General features: G+C 29.9%; 23 protein-coding genes and 1 other RNA gene. 14 read left to right on the top strand and 10 right to left on the bottom strand.

The features are described from left to right. Positions 1–79: 79 nt before the first annotated feature. The 3 genes from ACKTTQ_RS01145 to ACKTTQ_RS01135 form a co-directional block, all read right to left on the bottom strand. On the bottom strand, positions 80–811 hold the full coding sequence (locus tag ACKTTQ_RS01145; RefSeq protein ID WP_408048203.1) for a LytR/AlgR family response regulator transcription factor: 732 nt from the start codon (positions 809–811) through the stop codon (positions 80–82). After that, a complete protein-coding gene (locus tag ACKTTQ_RS01140; protein WP_408048202.1) occupies positions 811–1,845 on the bottom strand; it encodes a sensor histidine kinase in 1,035 nt (344 codons plus the stop codon). Before ACKTTQ_RS01140 ends, ACKTTQ_RS01145 begins: the two co-directional genes overlap by 1 nt. A 110-nt stretch (positions 1,846–1,955) precedes the next feature. Further along, positions 1,956–3,269, bottom strand: a complete 1,314-nt coding sequence (locus ACKTTQ_RS01135; RefSeq protein WP_408048201.1) for a hypothetical protein — start codon at positions 3,267–3,269, stop codon at positions 1,956–1,958. A 241-nt stretch (positions 3,270–3,510) separates the two neighbouring features. Here ACKTTQ_RS01135 and ACKTTQ_RS01130 point away from each other — a divergent pair, with 241 nt between their 5' ends. Beyond that, positions 3,511–4,008, top strand: coding sequence for a hypothetical protein (locus ACKTTQ_RS01130; RefSeq protein WP_408048200.1), 498 nt, complete (start codon positions 3,511–3,513; stop codon positions 4,006–4,008). Between the two features lie 56 nt (positions 4,009–4,064). Here the strand turns inward: ACKTTQ_RS01130 and ACKTTQ_RS01125 are convergent, their stop codons facing one another. Then, a complete protein-coding gene (locus tag ACKTTQ_RS01125) occupies positions 4,065–4,808 on the bottom strand; it encodes a hypothetical protein (protein WP_408048199.1) in 744 nt (247 codons plus the stop codon). A 385-nt stretch (positions 4,809–5,193) separates the two neighbouring features. Between ACKTTQ_RS01125 and ACKTTQ_RS01120 the strand changes: the two genes are divergently transcribed. The 11 genes from ACKTTQ_RS01120 (at position 5,194) to ACKTTQ_RS01070 (ending at position 16,549) form a co-directional block, all read left to right on the top strand. Beyond that, positions 5,194–5,439, top strand: coding sequence for a hypothetical protein (locus tag ACKTTQ_RS01120; protein ID WP_408048198.1), 246 nt, complete (start codon positions 5,194–5,196; stop codon positions 5,437–5,439). Between the two features lie 17 nt (positions 5,440–5,456). Continuing rightward, positions 5,457–5,882: a hypothetical protein gene (locus ACKTTQ_RS01115; RefSeq protein WP_408048197.1), complete on the top strand. Its 426-nt coding sequence runs from the start codon at positions 5,457–5,459 to the stop codon at positions 5,880–5,882. A 162-nt stretch (positions 5,883–6,044) separates the two neighbouring features. Further along, positions 6,045–7,043 carry a hypothetical protein gene (locus ACKTTQ_RS01110; protein WP_408048196.1) on the top strand — a complete coding sequence of 333 codons (999 nt, stop codon included), beginning with the start codon at positions 6,045–6,047 and terminating at the stop codon, positions 7,041–7,043. Continuing rightward, positions 7,027–7,209 carry a hypothetical protein gene (locus ACKTTQ_RS01105; protein ID WP_408048195.1) on the top strand — a complete coding sequence of 61 codons (183 nt, stop codon included), beginning with the start codon at positions 7,027–7,029 and terminating at the stop codon, positions 7,207–7,209. The genes ACKTTQ_RS01110 and ACKTTQ_RS01105 overlap by 17 nt, the downstream gene beginning before the upstream one ends. Before the next feature lie 306 nt (positions 7,210–7,515). Then, a complete protein-coding gene (locus ACKTTQ_RS01100) occupies positions 7,516–8,016 on the top strand; it encodes a hypothetical protein (RefSeq protein WP_408048194.1) in 501 nt (166 codons plus the stop codon). Between the two features lie 181 nt (positions 8,017–8,197). Beyond that, a complete protein-coding gene (locus ACKTTQ_RS01095; RefSeq protein WP_408048193.1) occupies positions 8,198–8,617 on the top strand; it encodes an HYC_CC_PP family protein in 420 nt (139 codons plus the stop codon). A 103-nt stretch (positions 8,618–8,720) separates the two neighbouring features. Next, positions 8,721–12,446: an efflux RND transporter permease subunit gene (locus ACKTTQ_RS01090; protein WP_408048192.1), complete on the top strand. Its 3,726-nt coding sequence runs from the start codon at positions 8,721–8,723 to the stop codon at positions 12,444–12,446. After that, on the top strand, positions 12,436–13,659 hold the full coding sequence (locus ACKTTQ_RS01085) for a TolC family protein (RefSeq protein ID WP_408048191.1): 1,224 nt from the start codon (positions 12,436–12,438) through the stop codon (positions 13,657–13,659). The genes ACKTTQ_RS01090 and ACKTTQ_RS01085 overlap by 11 nt, the downstream gene beginning before the upstream one ends. A gap of 2 nt (positions 13,660–13,661) precedes the next feature. Continuing rightward, positions 13,662–14,393 carry a heavy-metal-associated domain-containing protein gene (locus ACKTTQ_RS01080; protein WP_408048190.1) on the top strand — a complete coding sequence of 244 codons (732 nt, stop codon included), beginning with the start codon at positions 13,662–13,664 and terminating at the stop codon, positions 14,391–14,393. Positions 14,394–14,396: 3 nt separating this feature from the next. Continuing rightward, positions 14,397–16,103, top strand: coding sequence for an efflux RND transporter periplasmic adaptor subunit (locus ACKTTQ_RS01075; RefSeq protein ID WP_408048189.1), 1,707 nt, complete (start codon positions 14,397–14,399; stop codon positions 16,101–16,103). An 11-nt stretch (positions 16,104–16,114) separates the two neighbouring features. Next, complete coding sequence (locus ACKTTQ_RS01070; protein ID WP_408048188.1) at positions 16,115–16,549, top strand: heavy-metal-associated domain-containing protein; 435 nt, start codon at positions 16,115–16,117, stop codon at positions 16,547–16,549. A 69-nt stretch (positions 16,550–16,618) separates the two neighbouring features. On the opposite strand, the gene ssrA is transcribed toward ACKTTQ_RS01070, so the two are convergent. After that, positions 16,619–17,013, bottom strand: a transfer-messenger RNA (tmRNA) gene (ssrA, locus tag ACKTTQ_RS01065). Positions 17,014–17,220: 207 nt separating this feature from the next. Here ssrA and ACKTTQ_RS01060 point away from each other — a divergent pair. Together ACKTTQ_RS01060 and ACKTTQ_RS01055 are read left to right on the top strand one after the other, a co-directional pair. After that, positions 17,221–18,426, top strand: a complete 1,206-nt coding sequence (locus ACKTTQ_RS01060) for an NAD(P)-dependent oxidoreductase (RefSeq protein ID WP_408048187.1) — start codon at positions 17,221–17,223, stop codon at positions 18,424–18,426. A 37-nt stretch (positions 18,427–18,463) separates the two neighbouring features. Then, positions 18,464–18,682 carry a DUF3820 family protein gene (locus ACKTTQ_RS01055; protein ID WP_093868996.1) on the top strand — a complete coding sequence of 73 codons (219 nt, stop codon included), beginning with the start codon at positions 18,464–18,466 and terminating at the stop codon, positions 18,680–18,682. On the opposite strand, the gene ACKTTQ_RS01050 is transcribed toward ACKTTQ_RS01055, so the two are convergent. The 5 genes from ACKTTQ_RS01050 to ACKTTQ_RS01030 form a co-directional block, all read right to left on the bottom strand. Next, a complete protein-coding gene (locus ACKTTQ_RS01050; protein ID WP_113786590.1) occupies positions 18,659–19,036 on the bottom strand; it encodes a ribosomal maturation YjgA family protein in 378 nt (125 codons plus the stop codon). The genes ACKTTQ_RS01055 and ACKTTQ_RS01050 overlap by 24 nt on opposite strands. A gap of 72 nt (positions 19,037–19,108) precedes the next feature. Continuing rightward, positions 19,109–20,491, bottom strand: coding sequence for a cell envelope integrity protein CreD (gene creD, locus ACKTTQ_RS01045; protein ID WP_408048186.1), 1,383 nt, complete (start codon positions 20,489–20,491; stop codon positions 19,109–19,111). Positions 20,492–20,750: 259 nt separating this feature from the next. Further along, positions 20,751–21,047 (bottom strand): winged helix-turn-helix domain-containing protein, encoded by a 297-nt coding sequence (locus tag ACKTTQ_RS01040; protein WP_093868999.1) that lies wholly within the window; start codon positions 21,045–21,047, stop codon positions 20,751–20,753. A 5-nt stretch (positions 21,048–21,052) separates the two neighbouring features. Then, the gene (locus tag ACKTTQ_RS01035; protein WP_093869000.1) at positions 21,053–21,661 is read right to left on the bottom strand and encodes a hypothetical protein; all 609 of its coding nucleotides are present in this window, start codon (positions 21,659–21,661) and stop codon (positions 21,053–21,055) included. Between the two features lie 402 nt (positions 21,662–22,063). After that, positions 22,064–22,465, bottom strand: coding sequence for a transglutaminase domain-containing protein (locus ACKTTQ_RS01030; protein WP_408048185.1), 402 nt, complete (start codon positions 22,463–22,465; stop codon positions 22,064–22,066). Positions 22,466–22,765 lie beyond the last annotated feature (300 nt).

The raw sequence follows: 22,765 nt of genomic DNA, 5'->3' as shown, positions 1-22,765 counted from the left end.
AGGTGTTTTTATATAGTTATCTATACTTTATTTAACGTAAAAACAGCAACTGAAATATTTAATCTTTCTTCTTATAAAATTAAAAACTTAGCTGTTCTTTAAAAATATAAGATTGCCTTCTTGATATTTCAATCTCTTCTCCTGAAAGCATTTCTATTTTTAATTTACCATTAAACCACGATACAACCTTCTTTACATGATTAGTATTTATAATTTGTTGTCTATTGGCTCTAAAAAAAACAGTTTCTGGTAATTTTTCTTCTATTTGAATAAGTGATTTATAAACTAGCGCTTTATTACTTTCAAAAAACACGCGGGTATAATTGCCTACTATTTCAAAGAATACAATATCTTTAATTTTCACGAGCCAACATTTTTCACCATCTTTTATAAAAATCTGCTTATCTAAATTAAATGTATTCTTATCCTTGTCTTCAATAATTAGACTGCAATTTATTTGTTCAATAACCTTCTGTATTGTTTTAGAAAAACGTTTTTCATTTATTGGTTTTAACAAATAATCAAAAGCATTATACTCGAACGATTTTATAGCATATTCATCAAAAGCAGTTGTAAAAATAGTTATAGGAACCTCATCTAACATTTCTAAAAGCTCAAACCCATTTTTTTCAGGCATATTGATATCTAAGAATAATAAATCAGGCTTCGTATTATTTATTAACTCAAAACCTTCATCTACATTTTCAGCTTCCCCTATAATTTTTATTTCTTTATGTTGTTTAATCAGTTCTTTTAATTCATTTCTGGCTAAACGTGAATCTTCTACAATAACTGCATTTAATGGTATCATTATAATGGAATTTGAATAGTTGCAACTACATTTTTTTCTTCTTGGTGTAAGCTAAAAGTAGCTTTTTTATCGTACAATAAATCTAATCGCTTTTTTATATTTTGAATACCTACCTGTGTACCTCTTTTATTACTTTGTAAAGTTCCTGAATTTACAACTTTTATCAATAATAAATTATTTACCACTTTTGCAATAACTGATATTTTTCCTCCATGTTTTATATTAGAAATTCCATGTTTTATGGCATTTTCTACTAACATTTGAATGAGCATTGGTGGAATTTGAATACTCAATGAAGATTCATCAACAATTAATTCAAATTGTAATCTGTTTTCAAATTGTATTTTTGAAATATCTACATATTTTTCAACCATTTCAAGTTCATCCTCTAAAGCTATTGCATCTATATTGTTTTGTGTAAGAGAATACCTAAGCGTTTCAGACAAAGATGTAAGCATATTTCTTGCTTTATTTACATCTTCCAACATTAACCCTCTTATATTGTTTAAACTATTAAACATAAAATGAGGGTTGATTTGTCCTTTTAACGTATTTAATTGTGATTCTTTTAATATGGCATCTAATTCAGCATTCTTTAATTTAGTTTCCTTTACCTCATGATATAAATTAAATGCGGTATAACATACAAACCAAATAATCCAGTTAAGCCAATTAAAAATACGAGTTGCAAACTTACCATGGTAGCTCACTTTATGCATAAAGTATTCAAACAAAGCATCAACTATTGGCCAAAATATAAAATTGAATAGTACTGATGCAATAATCATAAATGGTATTAAGTATACTACCTTATCTTTTACCGATTTATTCTTCGTAAATTTCTCTAAACCAATTTGAATACCCGCCGTTAATATAATTCCTACAAAAAACCAGGTAAAACTTTCAAGAAGAAGATAGTTAACCAGTTCCTTATTTTTCTCTAAATCAATAATTTTCATTACATAATCTGGCAACAATGTTAGTAGCCAAACCATATAATTAGGTACTGCTCTTTTTGAAAAAAAATAATTCATTTTAGTTTTTTAAATTATACAAATCTATACATTTAATAGTATACTAAAAGCACATAACTTTTCGGTTTTTCACTATCAAAATATCTAAAAAATTATGTGCACTAAATATATTATTTTGTTGTTTTAAAATCTATTAAATACCTTTTTAAAGGAACACCTTTCAAATTTCTAAAGCCCCAACCTACTGTTAACTGATATCTTTTATTAGGTTGTAGTGGTTCTATCTCAAAAGTTAATGACCTCCCATCTTTAGAGTACCCTATCATTTTTTTAAACTTTACTACAGCTTCTTCTCCTAAAGGCCCATAATCAAAATTCATATACTTTTGGTGCATTGGTTCTGAAAACTCGATTGTTAACTTATTTAAAGAAGCTCTTACATCTTCACTTTTATTTTTAAATTGTTTTACAGCAACAACATAGGGTCTTTTATTCTGAAACTTTTCATACAAACTCTCAAGCGTTTCTGAAAAATACCCAGTACTATTTACAAAATTTTCAATTTCTACTTCATTCGTATAATCTAACTCAATTAGTTTTTTAATAGCATCACTTTTATTCTTTGCTTGCTGATAATACCTTTCACTTAACTCATAACCTATATGATACCCTAAATCACGAACGTCAAAATCATTAGGAGCATCACTCCATAACCATCTATGTGTGTTGTTACCATAAAACATAACCTCTTCAAACTTTTGTCTAACTTTTTCATTAAGCTTCCCATAAGCTACTGCTGGTGTTACTGAGGGAATCCCCATAGCTTTCACTGAAACAAATTCAGCCACTCCCTCACTTATTACTTTTGATAACAGATTATTTACTGGCATGTTTTGTTGAGTATGTACATATTCATGAATATTTAAAAGAACCAAATTATCTATGGGGTTAGAATCAAAAAATATTCTCCTGTTTTTTTTCATCCTTCCTAAAAACTCTGAAGAAACTGTATTCTTATCTGCCATTGCTAGTTCACTTCCTATAAGCACCAAACCATCTAAAGTAGTTCCATTTGACATTAATCCACTTATTGTAAAATACAACTTTGCGGGTTTTAAACTTGGATATATCTTTCGTAATTTTTCTATCCCTTCTTCTAACTTTATACTAAACTCATTGGTTCTTAATGTGTTTTTTCTAACTGATTTCCAAAATTTCGGATATTCATTTATTACTTTCAAATATTCTTGTGGAGTAACATTTTTTGCTTTCATCATTGCTTTTAAACCTATAGTTCCCTTATCAAAAAACAACTCTTTCAAATGTTTCATTTGTAGAATAGTGTCTGAAGTTTTTTGAATTTTATCGTATGCCTTCCAAAAGTTCGTTATATCACTCGTTATTATATTAGCGGGTTTTGATTTTTCAAAGCTGCACCCAACTATAATAAGTGCAATAATTAAAAAAAATAGCGTTTTATTCATAATCGTTTTTATTAGTTTATTTTTATAACACCTCAAAACTAGTTTGAAACGCGTAGAACAAAAACACAATTATGATGAGTGGTAAAATGAGGTTATTAAACGGAAATATTAACTTTTGAAATGCTATTTCTTTTTAAATTTATACGTTATTTAAAAGAAAAAGATTGGCTACAAATAAAAAAAGAAGTTTATTTGGCATATAATTTGTCAAGTAACAAACAAAACAATTAAGATTTTTATTATGAGAAAATTATTTTTATTTATTGGTTTTTTAACAATTACTGCTTTAACTGCCAATGCACAACAAATTTCTGAAAATGCAATTGGTATTCGTTTTGGAGATAATAACGGATTTGGTGGTGAGATATCATACCAACGTAAATTAAGTAATACAAATCGTTTAGAGGTTGACTTAGGTATTAGAGGAAATAAAAACTATAGTGCTTTTAAAGCTACTGGTTTATACCAATGGGTATGGCAATTAGAAGATCGTTTTAATTGGTATGCTGGTGTTGGTGGTGGTTTTGGAAGTTGGAAAACAAAGTCGCAAACTATTAATGGCGTAACAGTTAATAGTAGTTCTAGTACTTCTTTATTTGGTGCTGGAGTTATTGGTGTTGAATATAGCTTTGATATTCCTTTAATGGTTTCTTTAGATTTTAGACCAGAGTTTGGTTTTAGTGATGCCTATGATGGTTTTAACTCTGATTTTGGACTAAGTGTTCGTTATCAGTTTTAATATAAAAGCTTAACAACAAAAAAAGAGGCTGTCTTCATCAACAGCCTCTTTTTTATTTATTTCGTTGTTAACTCAACTACACTTTTTCCTCCATTGGTAACAGTACCGTCATTATATTCAGCATAAGGTCTGAAATAATACGTTGTTTTAGCTGTTAGCCCTTTAATTACTAATACAGCATATTTAGTTACAAAAATATTTCCTTTAATATCTGTTGCTAATGCTTTTTTACTGTTCGAAAAATCTTTGTTTACACTATACTCAAAACCAATTTCTTTAGGAGACTCTTTTTCTAATTCAGTTACATCTAATTGAGGAGTCATTTCTGTTGATGAAACCCAGTGTGGCTTTGACAACATTTCCATGCTTAATTTTCTCGTTTTGCTTGCATCAATATTTGTATTAAATACAATTTCTTTACCATAAAAGTAACTTCCATTTTTTAATCTAAAGTATCCTCTTACATAATAAACTTTTCCTTTTGCTATGTTTCTAAAAACACCAAAAACATTTTCTTGAATAGGACCAGCAGCAACAATTGTATTATTTAAATTTACTAATGGGTTAGAGCTTTCTCCATAAACAAAACCTCTTTCTTCTCCTTCACCTCTAGGATCTTGAAAACCTCCATTAACTGTTACATTCACACTACCATCTCTATTCACAAAAAAATCTGTTGCCTTCTTAGTTACAAAACTTTTCTTAGCAAATTGATTTGCATTTAAGTTATCTTCTTTTGAACAACTCACTGCCATTAATGTAATCACACAGATTAACAATCCCTTCATTAAATTTCTCATTTTATTATCTATTTTTATTTATGCAGAGGTTAAACAGACAAGGATTGAAACCCCCTAAAAAAAAAATGTTAAATTGTGTTAAAAGAAAATAGCAAAGGGAAAACTCCTTTAAAAAAGTTTAAAAAACAGCTAATAATTAACTGTTTATACATCTTGCAAAAAGCAATTAATTTTCTTAGGTTTGAAATTGAAAAAAAATTGTTAGAATATTCAATTGCTATATCTACATTTTTTTAGGCTATATACTTACCAAAAATAAAGAACTGCGGATATCCGTAAAGTAACCTTAGTACCTCTTTATATATTTATCGACAGTTCCTTTTATCTGGAACTATAACCCAATAAACGAGAACTTTGTTATTTATATAACGAGTTGTAGGTAATTATGAGAAAAGACCCTGAAAAACTTTATTTTGAATTATTAACTGATAAAAATTATCATTTAAAAACTGTTGAAATCAAATTTAAGAAACTTAATGTTGATACATCGAAATACAATTTATTTCAAGTAAAGTCTGCTATCATATATTTATCTCGATTTGAAAATGAAATTGATTCAATAATCAATGAAGCAAATAATGACTTATTATCAATTTTAAATGCTGCAACTGTAAAAGAGGAACGAAGCTAGAAGCTAAAAGTAAATGAATGAGAAATATATTTAAGAAAAAAACGAACGAAACTGAAGAAATTAAAGAGGAATTTATAATTGGAAATTATGATTTTTCATTTGACCGAGAAAAATCAACGATTGAAATTAATGGGAATGAAATAATTGATTTGACAATTAAGTCAGATGAAAATATTTTTGATGAACTTTGTGAAAAGGAAGACTTTGAATTTAGTTTCGGAATATACTCGCCTGAATTTTATGCACGTGAAATAAATTTAGGAAAAAAAGGACAAATTGTAATTAACGAAGAAAATCAAAACGATTATGAAACTGCCGTTTATTTTATGGAACATAACGACTTGAATATTAATTTAAGTTTGCATCCTAATTGGATTTTAATAGTTGGTTGGACAAAAATTAGTGGAAAAGAATATCCGATTTCAATAAGAATGAAAAGATAAAAACTACCTACAACAAAGCGTATAGTTAATTGCTATTCCTTGCTAGACCGAAGGTCAGTGATTTTTTATAAAGCTAGTGTTTAACTCTAAATTTTGTACATTTAAACACGCAACAAACCATACACAAAACGTTACCAAATATTAAAATAAAAAAATAAAAAATTGTTTAAAAGAGCATTATTACAAGCTATCAAATGGAACTATAAGTTTTACTTAGGAAGTATCAGTACTACAGTAATGACTTTTTTTGGATTAAAAAATATCTTTAATTTTACTATATTAAGATCAACAAGGTATGGTATATCAATACTTATACTTTCTTTTATTTTTCGACTTCTCTATGAATTTATATTAGAAATAAATCATTTAGAGAGAAAAATCAATGACAGAGATGAAAAATTAAATGAAAAAGATAAAAGAATAGATATTCTTGATAATTCTAAAAGTAAAAAAGATTTACTTAGTAAATACAATTATTATGGAGAAACTCTAATAAAATTAAAAGATTCTTTTGGTCAAATAAATAAATTAAAACGACAAGAAAACCCAACAAGCGAGGATATTACTAAAACCTTAGTTAATCTAACAAATAAGTTAAAACATAATTTTGAAAAAAGAGCTAATTTCAATTACTCCGTTTCTATAAAAGTTATTGAAAGAGATGACGACGGAACCACAAATCAACAATCTGAACTTAAGACAATTGCAAGAGATGAAGACAGTTACTTTGACAGAAAAGATTACGATGGAAACCCACAAACTCATTCAATTTTTGAAAATACTTGCTTTTTAGATATTATTAATAACATAAGTTCGGCTAATAAATCATTTTATCTAAACAATAATTTAGTTTTAGATAAATCCTATAAGAATAGTAGTTTTAAAAACTACGGGAATATACCTAAAGATATTAATGTAACTGAGATAGAAAAATATTGGACATTACCCTATAAAAGTGAAGTAGTTATTCCTATCTGCCCTTTTTATGATAAATCAAATGAACGAATTAATAATTTATATGGTTTTTTATGCATTGATTGTAATGAAAAGAATGGATTTCATAAAAAATATGACCCGGGTATGCTTATCGGTATTTGTGATGGAATATATGATATTTTAGAAAAATGGTACAAAATAAACAATAATGGAAATAAAAACTAAAACTAAAAAAGACGGAAGTTTAATTGTATACTCGTCTAAGGAACCTCAAAAAGAATCTGTTATTATTTATGGATTTAGTGATAAAATTATTGATGACTTTCAAGAACAAATGAAAAAAATGTATGAAAGAAAAGAAGAAAAAAAAGAAAAAGAAAACATTTGGTAACAAAGAACTGTGGTAAAAAACAACTAATTTTTGTTTAATTTTTTATCAAAGTACTTCTATAAGTTTCATCATATATTAATCCTGATTTTGCAATTACTTGTTTTAATACTTAAATTTGCTACTTTATAAACTTAATAAGTGTATATTTAATTGCTGGCTTTATTATATATTCTACATACAAAAGTCAGCGAACACTTTCTACCTTTGATTTATTTACTAACTTAAGTGCTTAAACACATAATTAATCTTATACAAACTGGTAAAACATTTGTAAATCAATAAACACCCTGAATTTAAAATTTGATAATGATAAAGATTTCCGTTTTGAAAGATAAATTTAAAAGCATAACATTTAAATACGGTATTATATTCCTTATTACTGGGCTATTAATAGCAATTTACACTGCAATAATTTTTAATCATGTTACAGATGCGAACCTAGGTATAAGATTCAAATTAGATGATTTTTATGAATCTGATCTTTTTAAATTTATAGCGATTTTTCAGATTATTATAGGCATCATCTATTTAATAATAGAATTTAGAGCCAGTTTCTTTTTAAATGACAAAAAAACTTGGAAAAGTTTTTGGTTTACAAACTCTTTTATTTTACTAATTTTAATGATACCTATTCTTGACAAATACTATCCTACAGACAAATATGGAGATACGTTTTTAAGTCAAATTATTATGATTTATATATTTGCTTCATTGATTCTTTTTTTAGTGGGAATATATCTTTTTTATGCAAACTTGATAAGCTCTATTTACTCTTATTTTGTGGTAAAAAAAGGTTGGAAAAATTAAAGCGTTTTACAATACGGAATACAAAAAAAAACTTAAACTGCTCTAAAAAAACAGGTTAAGAGTTTATAAAATAGAGAGCCTAAAATTGAATAAAGTCTTTATTCTATCATAATGAAAAGTATGATTTTTAATAGTTTATGATTTTTTTTAATTTTTAATTTTTGTACCTTTGCTTTACAAGATGAAAAATGTAGTAAATAAAATAACATCAATTTTAATGACTTTTGTAGTTGTCTTTTCTACAATGTCATTTACCATAAGTAGTCATTTTTGTGGTGAAGAATTAGTTGATATAAGTTTTTTTAAAAAAGCTGCCTCTTGTGGGATGGAAAAAGGTGAAAAAAGTGTGCCCGATGTGTGTACAATGTCTACAAAAAATTGTTGTAGCGATATTATTCAATTAATTGACGGACAAGATGATTTAAAATTATCATCGTTTGATACATTGTCATTAGAGCAACATTTTTTTATAGCATCTTTTTACTATTCTTATATTAATTTATTTGAAGAATTACATGATAAAGTAATTCCTTTTAAAAATTATTCTCCTCCACTAGTCGTCAAGGATATTCACGTTCTCGACGAAGTATATTTAATCTGATTTTAGAGTATTAGACCAATTATATCCATTGTTATTTCAACGGATATATTGCTGTACAAGGTATTTAACATATCAAAGTCTAATTATTTAAAATCATTTTTTTATGCTCAATAAAAGCATCAAATTTTTAATAGAAAACAAACTTATAGCCGTTTTACTACTCGTCTTGTTTATAGGTTGGGGAGTTATAAACGCACCTTTTAACTGGAATACAGGCTTTTTACCAAATGCACCCGTGGCGGTAGATGCTATCCCAGATATTGGTGAAAACCAACAAATTGTATTTACAAAATGGGACGGACGTTCACCACAAAACATAGAAGACCAAATAACCTATCCGTTAACCACGTCGTTGTTAGGCATACCAGGCGTAAAAACCATTCGTAGTTCCTCGATGTTTGGGTTTTCGAGCATCTATATAATTTTTGAAGAAGACGTCGAATTTTACTGGAGTCGTTCACGTATTCTCGAAAAACTCAACTCGTTACCAAGTGGCTTATTACCAGAGGGCGTTAATCCAACTTTAGGACCCGATGCCACAGGTTTAGGACAAGTTTATTGGTACACATTAGAGGGTAGAGATAAAGACGGAAACGTAACTGGCGGTTGGGATTTACACGAACTACGAAGCATACAAGATTACTATGTAAAATACGCCTTATCATCGGCAGGAGGTGTGTCTGAAGTTGCATCAATTGGTGGATATGTTCAAGAATATCAAATTGACGTAAACCCTGAATTAATGCGTCAATATAATATCAATCTGCAACAGGTTGTAAAAGCTGTAAAACAAAGCAACCAAGACATCGGAGCGCAAACCATAGAAATTAATCAAGTAGAATATTTGGTGCGTGGTTTAGGTTATATCACATCTATAAAAGATATCGAAAATGCGGTAGTTTCATCAGCAAATTACACACCAATTAAAATACAAGACATCGCCAAAGTATCGCTCGGCGCAAAAACTCGTAGAGGAATTTTAGACAAAGAGGGCGCAGAAGTTGTAGGCGGTGTTGTGGTGGCACGTTATGGTGCAAATCCGTTAGAGGTTATCAATAATACCAAAGAAAAAATTAAAGAATTAAGCGCAGGATTACCCTCAAAAGTGTTGGCAGACGGCACAATATCACAGTTAACCATTGTACCGTTTTACGACCGTTCTGAACTTATTCAAGAAACATTAGGTACGCTTAACGAAGCGCTTACATTAGAAATACTCATTACCATTTTAGTAATTATTGTAATGGTATATAATTTACGAGCATCCATTTTAATTTCGAGCTTGTTACCTGTGGCGGTTTTAATGGTATTTATCGCAATGAAAACCTTTGGAATTGATGCCAATATCGTAGCCTTATCAGGAATTGCAATCGCAATCGGAACAATGGTAGATGTAGGCGTAATTCTATCAGAAAACATCTTAAATCATTTAGAAAAAAATGAAAATAATTTACCAATCAATACCGTAGTTTACAATGCTACTGCCGAAGTTTCAGGCGCTATTGTTACCGCAGTAATGACCACTATAATTAGCTTTTTACCAGTATTTACAATGGTTGGCGCAGAAGGTAAATTATTTAGTCCGTTGGCTTTTACCAAAACCTTTGCACTTATTATGGCATTGGTGGTGGCGTTGTTTTTAATTCCGCCATTTGCAACTATCATTTTTAAACGAAGAAGTATTACCAAAAACCTATCGTACATCATCAATGCTGTATTAATTGGTTTGGGTATTATTTCTATTGTTTTCGGAAACTGGTTAGGAATACTCTTAATCGCTTTCGGCAGTACAGGCATTTTAAAACTACAACAAAAAGTTTCCAACAAACAAGTAAACCTTATTAATATAGTTATTGCATCATTAGCTATTGTGTTTTTATTGGCTGAATATTGGCGACCTTTAGGTGTAGGCAAGAGCTTATTGTTAAACCTGTTGTTTGTGGCTATAATCTGTTTCGGGTTGTTAGGCGTATTCTCACTATTACGCAAATATTATACTCAAATTTTACAATGGGCATTAGCAAACAAAATGCTCTTTTTGGCAATTCCAACCACCATTAGCATTCTCGGATTTTTAATTTTCAAAAACACAGGCAAAGAGTTTATGCCCTCTTTAAACGAAGGCTCGTTTTTACTAATGCCAACCTCAATGCCACATTCGGGCGTTGAAGAAAATAAACGTGTTTTACAACAGTTGGATATGGGTGTTGCCAATATTCCTGAAATAAAAACGGTAGTTGGTAAAGCAGGACGAACCGAATCAGCTTTAGACCCTGCGCCACTTTCAATGTATGAAAATGTAATTATTTACAAACCCGAATATGCACTTAATAACCACGGCGAACGTCAACGTTATCAAATAAATAAAGACGGATTATTTGTATTGAAAAATGGCAAAACAGTGGCCAATCCAAATTCGACCTATGCGGTTTCTAAAATTATTTTTTCTGATGTTTCTACAGATGAATTAATTGAAGATAACGACGGCGAGTTTTACCGAAATTGGCGACCTAACATAAAATCTACCGACGATATTTGGAACGAAATAATTAAGGCAACCAAAATACCAGGCGTTACATCTGCACCAAAATTGCAACCTATCGAAACCCGATTGGTAATGCTACAAACGGGGATGCGTGCGCCAATGGGTATCAAAGTAAAAGGACAAAATTTAAAAGAAATTGAAGCCTTTGGTGTGCAATTAGAAAGCATTTTAAAAACAGTAACAGGTGTTAAAAAAGAAGCTGTTTTTGCTGATCGAATTGTAGGAAAACCATATCTGTTAATCGACATCAACAGAGAGAAAATAGCACGTTATGGTGTTTCTATTCAAGAGGTACAAGATGTTTTAAAAGTTGCCGTTGGTGGTATGTCATTAACCCAAACCGTCGAGGGACGAGAGCGTTACGGCGTGCGTGTTCGTTACCCAAGAGAACTACGAACCACACCAACCGATTTAGAACAAATTTATGTACCTATAAACAAAGGAAATTCTGTACCATTAAGTGAGTTAGCAACTATTCGTTACGAACAAGGCGCACAAGTAATTAAAAGTGAAGACACCTTTCTAATTGGCTACGTGTTGTTTGATAAACTTAACGATTTTGCCGAAGTAACCGTGGTTGAAAATGCGCAAAAAGTCATTCAGCAAAAAATAGAAAGTGGCAAATTAATTGTACCAAAAGGTATTAATTTTCAATTTACAGGAACATACGAAAATCAGATACGAGCCGAAAAAACCTTATCCGTAGTTGTACCATTGGCATTGCTTATCATTTTCATCATTTTATATTTTCAGTTCCGTTCAGCAACCACTTCTTTAATGGTGTTTACAGCAATTATTGTAGCCTTTGCAGGCGGATTTATAATGATGTGGCTTTACGGACAATCGTGGTTTCTAGACTTTAGCGTTTTTGGACAAAATATTCGAGAGCTGTTCCAAATGCACCCAATTAATTTAAGTGTAGCAGTTTGGGTAGGTTTTATTGCCTTATTTGGTATTGCCACCGACGACGGTGTAGTAATGGCAACCTATTTAAAACAAACCTTTGCCAAAAATGAACCAAAAACAAAAACCGATATACGAAAATCGGTTGTAGAAGCAGGTGAAAAACGTATCAGACCGTGTTTAATGACAACGGCAACAACCGTATTGGCATTACTGCCTGTACTAACATCGACAGGACGAGGAAGCGATATTATGATACCAATGGCAATTCCTGCCTTTGGAGGTATGATTATCGACGTTACATCCTATTTTTTACTGCCTGTATTGTATAGTTTACGAGAAGAATTTTTATTAAAAAGAAAGACAACAAATGAAAACTAAAAACATATTATCCTTATTATTCATTCTTGTGTTTAGTGGATTTTCTTATGCACAAGAACTACAATCGCTTATTGATGAAGCCTTGGCAAATAATCCAAAAATTAAACAGTTTGAATTGCAATACAAACGTGTTTCAGAAAAGGTAAACGAAGTAAATACCTTACCCAATACCAACATTGCCGTAGGTTATTTTGTAAGCGAACCCGAAACGCGAACAGGCGCACAACGATTTAAAGTTTCAATAAACCAAATGTTGCCTTGGTTTGGTACAATTAGTTCGAGAGAAGATTATGTAAGTTCCTTAGCCGATGCCAAGTCTGAAGATATTACCATTGCTAAACGACAATTAATCGCGTCGATATCAACTTCGTATTACAATTTGTACGCAATTAAGGCTAAACAGCAGGTTTTAACCGAAAACATCAACTTGCTAAAAACCTACGAAACTATGGCGTTAACGTCGGTTGAAGTTGGTAAAGCATCTGCCGTAGATGTGTTGCGTTTACAAATGCGACAAAACGATTTAAACCAATCCAAAGCCATTTTACAACAACAAATTTTAGCTGAACAAACAGCCTTTAACAAGCTATTAAACAGAGGTAAAAACACAGCGATAAATGTGGTTTCAGAATTAGAAATCCCGTTGAACGACAGTACAATAAATACAGATAGTTTACAATTTCATCCTGAATTAATAAAGTACGACAAGTTTTATCAATCAGTTGAAAAATCTGAACTATTAAACCAAAAGGAAAGTAGCCCAATGATAGGTTTCGGGTTAGATTATGTTAACGTTGCCCAACGTCCTGATATGAATTTTAACGATAACGGAAAAGATATTGTAATGCCAATGGTATCGTTTTCTATTCCAATTTTCAATAAAAAATATAAGTCGAAAACCAAACAAAACGAAATTCAGCAAGAAGAATTTAACAGTCAAAAACAAGAGCGATTTAACAGGTTAGAAACCTTGTTAGATAAAGCAATTAAAGAGCGTACATCGGCAAGAATACGCAAAAACACACAAAGCAAAAACTTGAAACAAGCAAAAAATGCCGAAACCATTCTTGTTAAAAGCTACGAAACAGGCACGATTGATTTTAACGATGTTCTCGATATTCAAGAATTGCAGTTAAAGTTTCAGTTAAACCAAATTAAGGCGGTGCAAAATTATTATGTACAAAGCACCATTATTAACTATTTAATTCAGTAAAAATGAAACACACATATAAAATTGACGGAATGACTTGCGGAAGCTGTAAAGCTAACGTAGAAAAAAGTTTAGATAGTTTAGATAACGTTACCGATGTAAAGGTAAATCTTGAAAATAAAGAAGCTGAAATAACTATGAGTAAGCATATTGGTTTATCAGATTTACAAAATGTATTGAAAGAAAAATACACCATTTCTGAAAAACTACCTGTTAAAAAGGTAACTACAAACACCTTTTCGGACTTTGAAATGGCACAAGAAAAAAGCAAATTCGAGCAATTAAAACCCTTGTTTTTAATCTTATTATACATTACAGTAGCAAGTATATTGTTACACTATAAAAATTGGAGTTGGGGTGAGTTTATGCTCGATTTTATGGGCTTATTTTATATCATATTCAGTTTTTTTAAAATGTTAGATTTAAAAGGTTTTCCAGATAGTTTTAGAATGTACGACCCGTTAGCAAAACGAGTGCCTGTATATGCCAAAATTTATCCATTTATAGAAACTATTTTAGGGTTGATGTTTTTAATGCGATTTGAAATTAACATAGCACTAATTATAACCATTTTCGTATTGGGAATAACTACCGTGGGTGTAACCAAAACATTACTTGATAAGAAGGCAATTCGTTGTGCGTGTTTAGGTACAGCTTTAAAACTACCAATGACCGAAGCAACTTTTATAGAAAACGCTATTATGTTAGTAATGGCTGTATTAATGTTAATCTTTTAAAAAATGAAAAAATACATCATATACATTATAATTTTAATGGTAGGATTAATTTTTGGAAAACTATTCTTTGGTAATTCATCAGATAACGAAACAAACCACAATCATCAAGCCGAAAGTAACTTATCGCAAAAATGGACATGTTCAATGCACCCACAAATTATGCAACCCGAAGCAGGCGATTGTCCAATTTGTGGTATGGATTTAATTCCTGCCGAAGCTGATGCAGACGGTTTATCGCCTAACCAATTTAAACTTACAAAAAACGCAATGGCGTTGGCAAACGTGCAAACTATCATTATTGGTAATGCTACTGCTAATTCGGATAATGGAATAACCTTATCAGGAAAAATTGCCGAAAACGAAAAAGCCAACGCAGTACAAGTAAGTTATTTTACAGGACGAATAGAACGTTTAAATATCAGTTTTACAGGCGAAAGTATTAGAAAAGGGCAACTTTTAGCCACCATTTATTCGCCCGAATTGGTTAAAGCACAACAAGAACTACTAACAGCATCTACCTTAAAAGAAACACAACCTGCATTGTATAAAGCAGTGCGTAATAAGTTAAAATTATGGAAGCTGTCTGACAATCAAATCAATCAAATTGAAAGTTCTAAAAAGGTAAAAGAAAATTTTCCTGTGTACGCTACTGTATCAGGAACAGTTTCAGAAAAATTAGTAGAACAAGGAGATTATACAAAACAAGGGCAACCGTTATTAAAAATTGCCAATTTGAATACGGTTTGGGCAAACTTTGATGTGTACGAAAATCAAGTTAGTAATTTCAAAGTTGGACAAGCTATTGCTATTTCTACAAATGCGTATCCTAACGAAGTTTTTAATGCTAAAATTTCGTTTATCAATCCTGTTCTAAATCCAAAAACACGTACCGTAACTGTTCGAGCGGTTTTAAACAATCAAAAAGAACTCTTTAAACCCGAAATGTTTGTAACAGGAAAAGTAGATGCCACAGTAAAAGAAACCAAAGCACAATTATTGATACCTGCATCGGCTGTTTTATGGACAGGAAAACGCTCAATAGTATATGTAAAACCAGATACCAACAATCCTATTTTTGAAATGAGAGAAATAGTATTAGGTAACAAATTAGGCGATAATTATGAAGTAAAAAATGGCTTACAATCAGGCGACGAAGTGGTAACCAATGGTGTATTTACTATTGATGCATCGGCACAATTACAAGGAAAAAAGTCGATGATGAACCATAAAAAAGAAATGAGTGAACAGTTTGAAGTGAGCAAAAAATTCACATCGCAATTACAAACTGCCTACGATGCGTACATCAAACTAAAAGATAACCTTATAAAATCGGATGCTGAATTATCAAAAAATAGTGCATCAACTTTACATAAGGCATTACAAAATATCAATATGAAATTGCTAACCACTAACGAAGCTCACAAGCAATGGATGCCGTTAATTAAAACACTAAAATCAAGTAGTAATGCCATTACCAATTCCGATGATATTAAAGTGCAACGAAATCAATTTAAAATACTTTCAGAGCATTTTATTTTGGCTGTACAGTCGTTCGGAATTAACGAGGTTAGCTACAAGCAATATTGCCCAATGGCAGATAGCGACAAAGGTGCATATTGGTTAAGTAAAGAAAAACAAGTATTAAATCCGTATTTCGGCGATATGATGCTGAAATGTGGCGAAGTAAAACAAGTAATAAATAACAAGTAAATTTTTAAACAATGAAAAAAGTAATGTTAAGCGTAGCAATTATAGCTACAATGAGTTTAGTAAGTTGTAAAAACGAAACAAAAAAAGAAACAACTATAACAGAGCAAACAATAACCAAACAAGTAGCCTCTACCCAAACAACATTTGGTGTTCGTGGTAACTGCGAAATGTGTAAAAATACCATTGAAAAAGCGGTTAATAGTATTGATGGAGTAACATCAGCTGAGTGGGATAAATTAAAGAAGCAAATAAATGTTTCGTATGATGAATCTAAAACAAATTTGAATGCAATCCATAAAGCAATTGCTAATTCAGGTTATGATACAGATAAAGTGATGGGAAGTGAATCTGCTTATAAAAATTTACCTGCATGTTGTAAATATGATCATGAAATGGAGATGAGTTTAAAAGGAGAAGTAAAAGAAGATGAAAATTCAAATCATTAAGTTGTAATGTCATCTAAACTGACACCTATAAACAACAAACCCTGTAAACATAATACTTACAGGGTTTATTTGTGGAGACGCCGAGAATCGAACTCGGGTCCAAACAAGCAGCTCAAAGGCTTTCTACATACTTAGTTTTTGTTTAGTTTTCATCCTAAAGCTGACCAAAAACTGCCTACTTTAAGCCTATCTTCTTTAGTTTCAAAAACCTATCGAAGTGCTAAGTTTTCTATGTTTATTTTTACGATGCCCAAAAGTGAAACGCCATAAACCAAGGCTTTCCGTGGACATAAAGCTTGCGCACCTTGTGCGCCGAGGCTAATCTTACTATTAATTCAGATTATGCAGCTAAAGCGTAGTTATCTTCGCCGTTTAAAAAGTTGAAATAAGTTTTACGAGTTATCATTTCACTCCTCGGTATGCTTACATTATCACTGACCTTGCTGTCAAAACCAGTCGTCCCCAATATGTCAAAGAATTACTTATTTATGTCAAAAAACATACCATCTAACAAAATATTAAATGAAATCTTATTCTATTTAAATAAGCGAAGGCAAATATAAAAAAATACTACTTGTAAATTACTTTTAAAAAAAGTATTTTCGCAGAAGTTGTTGTAAACTACAACATTTATAGATAAATTGTTTAATTTTAATACAAATAGAATAGATATGAAATTCGGAATTATAAGAGAACGCAAAAATCCACCAGATCGAAGAGTTGTGTTTTCACCTCAAAAATTGCAAGAATTTCAACAACAGTTTCCTCAAGCTGAAATTGTAATAGAAAGTTCTGATATTAGAGTTTTTAATGATGATGCTTATAAAAATGCAGGATTTAAAGTTACTAATGATATTAGTGATTGTGATGTTTTATTAGGGGTTAAAGAAGTTCCTATTGAAAATTTAATTCCAAATAAAAAATACTTTTTCTTTTCACACACTATTAAAAAGCAACCTTATAATAGGAAATTGTTAAAAGCAATGTTAGAAAAAAACATTGAGCTATTTGACCATGAAACCATTATAAAAGAAAATGGTGCTCGTTTAATTGGTTTTGGACGTTATGCTGGTTTAGTAGGTGCTTATAATGGACTTAGAGCTATTGGTTTAAAAGACGGTTCTTTTGCTTTACCTAAAGTTGAAAGTTTATCCGATTTAGATGCTGTAAAGGCCGAATTAGATAAAATTACATTACCAAATATCAAAATTTTACTTTCTGGTACAGGTAAAGTTGCCTATGGAGCCAAAGAAATTTTAGATCATTTAAAAATAAAAGAAATAAGTGATGCTTTATATTTAACGGCTAAATTTACTGAACCTACGTATTGTATGGTAGATGTTATGGAATATAGCAAGCGTACAGATGGTAAAGTAGGAGATAAATTTGAGTTTTATAAAGATCCTAGTGGTTATGAAAGTAACTTTATGCCATACGCTAAAGAAACTGACTTTTTTATTGCTGGTCATTTTTATGGTGATGGAGCTCCTTACTTATTTACTAGAGATGATGCTAAAAAAGAAGATTTTAACATCAAATTTGTAGCAGATATTTCATGTGATGTTGACGGACCTGTTGCAACAACAATAAGACCTTCAACAATAGCAGATCCAATATACGGTTATAATCCTGTAACAGAATCTGAAATTGATTTTAAAGATGATGATGCTATAGTAGTGATGGCTGTTGACAATTTACCTTGTGAACTACCTAAAGATGCTAGTGAAGGGTTTGGTGATATGTTTTTAGAACATGTTATTCCTTCTTTTTACAATAATGATAAAGATGGTATATTAGCCCGCGCTAAAATGACAGAAACCGGAAAATTAACCAATCGTTATTCCTACCTTCAAGATTTTGTAGAAGGAAAAGAATAATAACAATACTATTCCCGCTGCAAAGCGGGATTTTTTTATGCTACCTGACAAACAATTTTTAATTGATACTGCAAACATGAAAATGCCTTTTGGTAAATATAAAGGCACTTTTTTAATTGATATACCTGAGTATTATTTAGTATGGTATAAGAACAAAGGTTTTCCAGCAGGAAAATTAGGAAAAATGATGGCGCTTGTTTATGAGTTACAACTTAATGGATTAGAAGATATTTTAAGAAAGATCAGAACCTTCTAATTTTTTCGGTTTTTCTAAATAAAGAACAGTAGCTATACCTAGTGTATACGCTATCAGATCACCAATACTAAATGTTGCTCCAAATATTATAGTTGCTAACTTATTGTTTTGCATTCCTATATATTCTAAAAAAAAGGTTAACTGTAAAAACTCAACTAAAAAAGAAAAAAGTAATACTCCTATTCCTATTGTTATATTTGAGAAATTGGAAAAAGCTTTCATTAAATAAAAGAGTAAAATCACTACCAAAAAGTCGCCCAATGTGTGCCTTATAAAACCAGAAGTTTGAGCTATTAATAGCTCTACTATAAAAACTAAAACAGCTTTCTTAAAATAATTTAAACTAATATTCATTTATAAAGTTTTAAAAGTAAAGTACCATACCCAGTATGGTACTTTATTGTATTCATTAATACCTATAGCTTGTTAATCGTTTTGCCAATCAATTTTTCTTGATGCATACATTACGGAAGCTAAGATTATAAATAACCCTACACTACCAACCAATAATGCGTAGTTTTCTAATTGGATAATGATGTAAATGAAGGTATATAAAATAACAAGGGAAGCACCTATAAATAATGGGAACTTAATATTTTTTAAAATAGACTTAGAATAGGCTGTTATTAAAGATACTACTGAAATTCCTGCTATTAAATATGCCTTAAAAAAACTACTATGCTCAGATATTGATATTAACAATGTGTAAAACATAATTAATGCGATACCAATCATTAAATATTGAAATGTATGTATAGATATTTTACTCATGGTTTGAATTAAGAAAAATACCAAAAAGGTTAACCCAATTACCAAAAAACCATATTTAGCTGAACGTTCACTTTGTTGATATTCATCTACAGGAATCATGAAATTAACTCCAAATGCATATTCTTTTAAATTAGGCAACCCTTTAAAAAATTGTTGTGGGTATGGTCTATTTATTTCAAGCACTTTCCATTTAGCATTAAACCCAGTATCAGATATTTTATCAGAATTATAAGGTAAATATTCTCCTAAGAAATTAGCGGTTTTCCAATCGGATTTTATTTCAATAGTAGTTTCTTTACCAACAGGTATAAACCGAATTTGTTTACTCCCATTTATGTTCATGTCTAAACTAAAATTTACTTCTTTTTTTAAAGGGACATCCTCTAATTTTAGATACTTGCTTTCTAACTTATGCAATTTAACATGTTTAGTATATGATTTAGTAGAATTATAAGTATCTCTTTTTGAACTGAACGCATAAGTACTATTATTCAGTTTTAATTCTACAAGGCTATTAACACCTTTTAAATTTGAAGTTTTAATTATTAATTTTGATTTTTCCCAAATTATATTTTCAGGTTTTATATCTAATTCACTAAAGTCTGGTTTTACAAAACTTCCTGAAATTGCTATTGAGCTTTTATATACTGCTGTTTTATAAATTCCTCGTTTTTTTTCTTCAGGATTAATCGTAGATGCTACATTTAGTTTTTTAGGAAAAAAATAAGCGTATTTTATATTCTCTATGCTTTCTTCACTGTTTTGTTGGGTTGCCGTGTTGAATATATTTTTAACTTTATACGTTTTGTAGGGCACTTTTAATATTGGACCATACAACAATACTTCTTTACCCCATTTTTTATTGATTTCATTAACTACTTCCTGTTGCCTTCCCATACGTTCATAAATCAAGCTTTTAATAAAGGATAAAGGAATTAATAGAATTACTATTAATAAGCCAATCATTAACATTCTTGCCGTAATTGAGTTTTTTAGCCATTTGCCAAATTTCCCATTTTGTTGATTTGATATTTCCATTTTCATCTTTTATTTAAAATATTTGTTATTATATTCTCCAATTTATCTAAGTAACTAGTCATCTTTTTTTTATAATAACCTGAGTTTAATTAATAGCTGTTTATTACAGCACAGTTCTCTTTTTCAATTCACTATACATTTTACGAACTCTTTTATTAAACTCAGGATATCCATAGCAATCTCCCCCTATTATTCAAGACATTTACAACAAAAAAATACAAAGGGCTTTGAAATACAAAGTAATTATTCAAAAAAAATACTACTTATTTTTTATTAATTTTTCTAATGCGCTTATGTGCTTTTTAAATTCTAATTTTCCTTTTTCAGTAGCATAATACCTTGTATTAGGCTTTCTTCCTATAAATTGTTTTTCAATTCTTATAAATTCAACTTTTTCTAATGCTTTAGAATGACTTGCTAAATTTCCGTCTGTAGCTCCTAATAACTCTTTTAAAGTTTTAAAATCTGCATACTCATTCACCATTAGAACTGACATTATACCTAGTCTGATTCTATGATCAAAAGCTTTATTTATATTTAAAATAATATTTTTCAAAAAAACTATTTTTTATCATATTTATAATACATTAAAGTACCGTAAATAATGTGCATTACTCCAAAACCTAGTACCCAAAACCAAAATCCGTATCCAGGAAAAATAGCACTAATTAAACCTAAAACGATTTCAGTTAAACCTAAATATTTAACGTAACCCAATGTATATTTTGATGCATTGAATAATGAAATACCATAGAAAAGTAACATTAAAGCTCCAGATTGTCCATAACGCCCCTGACTCAAAACTATTATTACATATATACCACCCGCAACTAAAGGCACTAAAAAGTTAAATAATAATCTTCTTGTAGTTGGATCCCATATTTTCTCTTGATTTTTCTTTGCCTTTTTTGTTGTTAAAAAAATGGCAGTTCCTACACTCAAAATCCCAATCAATAAAAGTACAATACTTAATAACTGAAATACTTTTCCATCTAAAGTTAAATAGCCCCTTCCATTAATATTCACTACCCAATAGGCATATCCTGCACCTAATAAAGCATATATACCAGCTAAAATACCAGAAAGACCACTTAATGAAATAAAACGTGATGATTTATTCATTAAATTTTTAATTTCAGATATATCTTTTAAATATTCTTCTCTACTCATTTTTTAAAGTACTTTGAACCACAAAGTAAGTATTTTTATTTCATTATAACAAATATTTTTTTTCAAAAAATCAAAAACTGAAAAGAGTTATTCTACTAATACTTTGTATTGCATTACTAGCTCATTATTTACATAAATATTTAAGTTGGTATTTTCTTTAGGCTTTTTAAAATAAATTCGACTTGTAGAATTAGTATTCTTAACATGAGGAACTCTTAGATATTTATCATTGGAATATGTATATAAAATTGAAGATTTTTTATCTATTCCTTTAAGCTTTAAATATAATTTTTCTTTTTTATTTACTTTAATCTCTCCTAATTTTGGAGTAATGATTTCAATATTTGATGTTAAAAAAGAATCATGAAAAAAAGGATCGTTACAAAACTCTTTTAAAGGCTTTTATTTTAAATACTTTCTCCAAAAAACCTTGGAAGGAAAGTGAGTTAATCTAAGTTTTTCTTTATTCACATCAAAAAAACTTACATCTAAATATTTTTGCCAAACACCTCTATAATTATACCCTGCTCCATACGTTAAATCAATAAGTTTCCATTCATTTTCAACATACACCGCATTCCAAACATGATTTTTATTAGAAACCATCTTACCAATTTGTTCTACTGATGATCTAGTATATCCATAAATTAATTCATTTTTAATTTTAAGGGCATTACAAACCTTATTAAACAGTAATGCATATCCTAAGCATACTGCTTTTTTCGTTTCAAATGCTTCTACTATGGTTTGCCTGTTTTTATAATCCTTTAGTCTTTTAAGGCTTTCTTTATTCTGATAAATCAAAAATTCAGGAGAAAATAATACATTTGAATTTTCATAGGCTATGTTTTAGGCTATCCAAGTATATACTGCCCTTGCCTTCTCAATTTTAGTTTCAAAATCAAAGTCAATTTTTTCAACTAATTGATTTATAGATTCTATATTGTTATATGAGTGAATAATTTTATCAACCTTAGCAAGTTTTACGTCAAATAACCCCTCTTACGAAAAGATTAATGTTGATACGGTGAAAAGTAAAAAAGTAATCAGTGATTTTTTTATAACATCATTTTCAAATAAATATACAAATTAATATTCAACCAT

This window comes from Tenacibaculum halocynthiae (assembly GCF_964512825.1).
Lineage (GTDB): Bacteria > Bacteroidota > Bacteroidia > Flavobacteriales > Flavobacteriaceae > Polaribacter > Polaribacter halocynthiae.
Note: the sequence above shows the minus strand (reverse complement) of the source record. Positions and strands in the feature narration are given on the sequence as shown.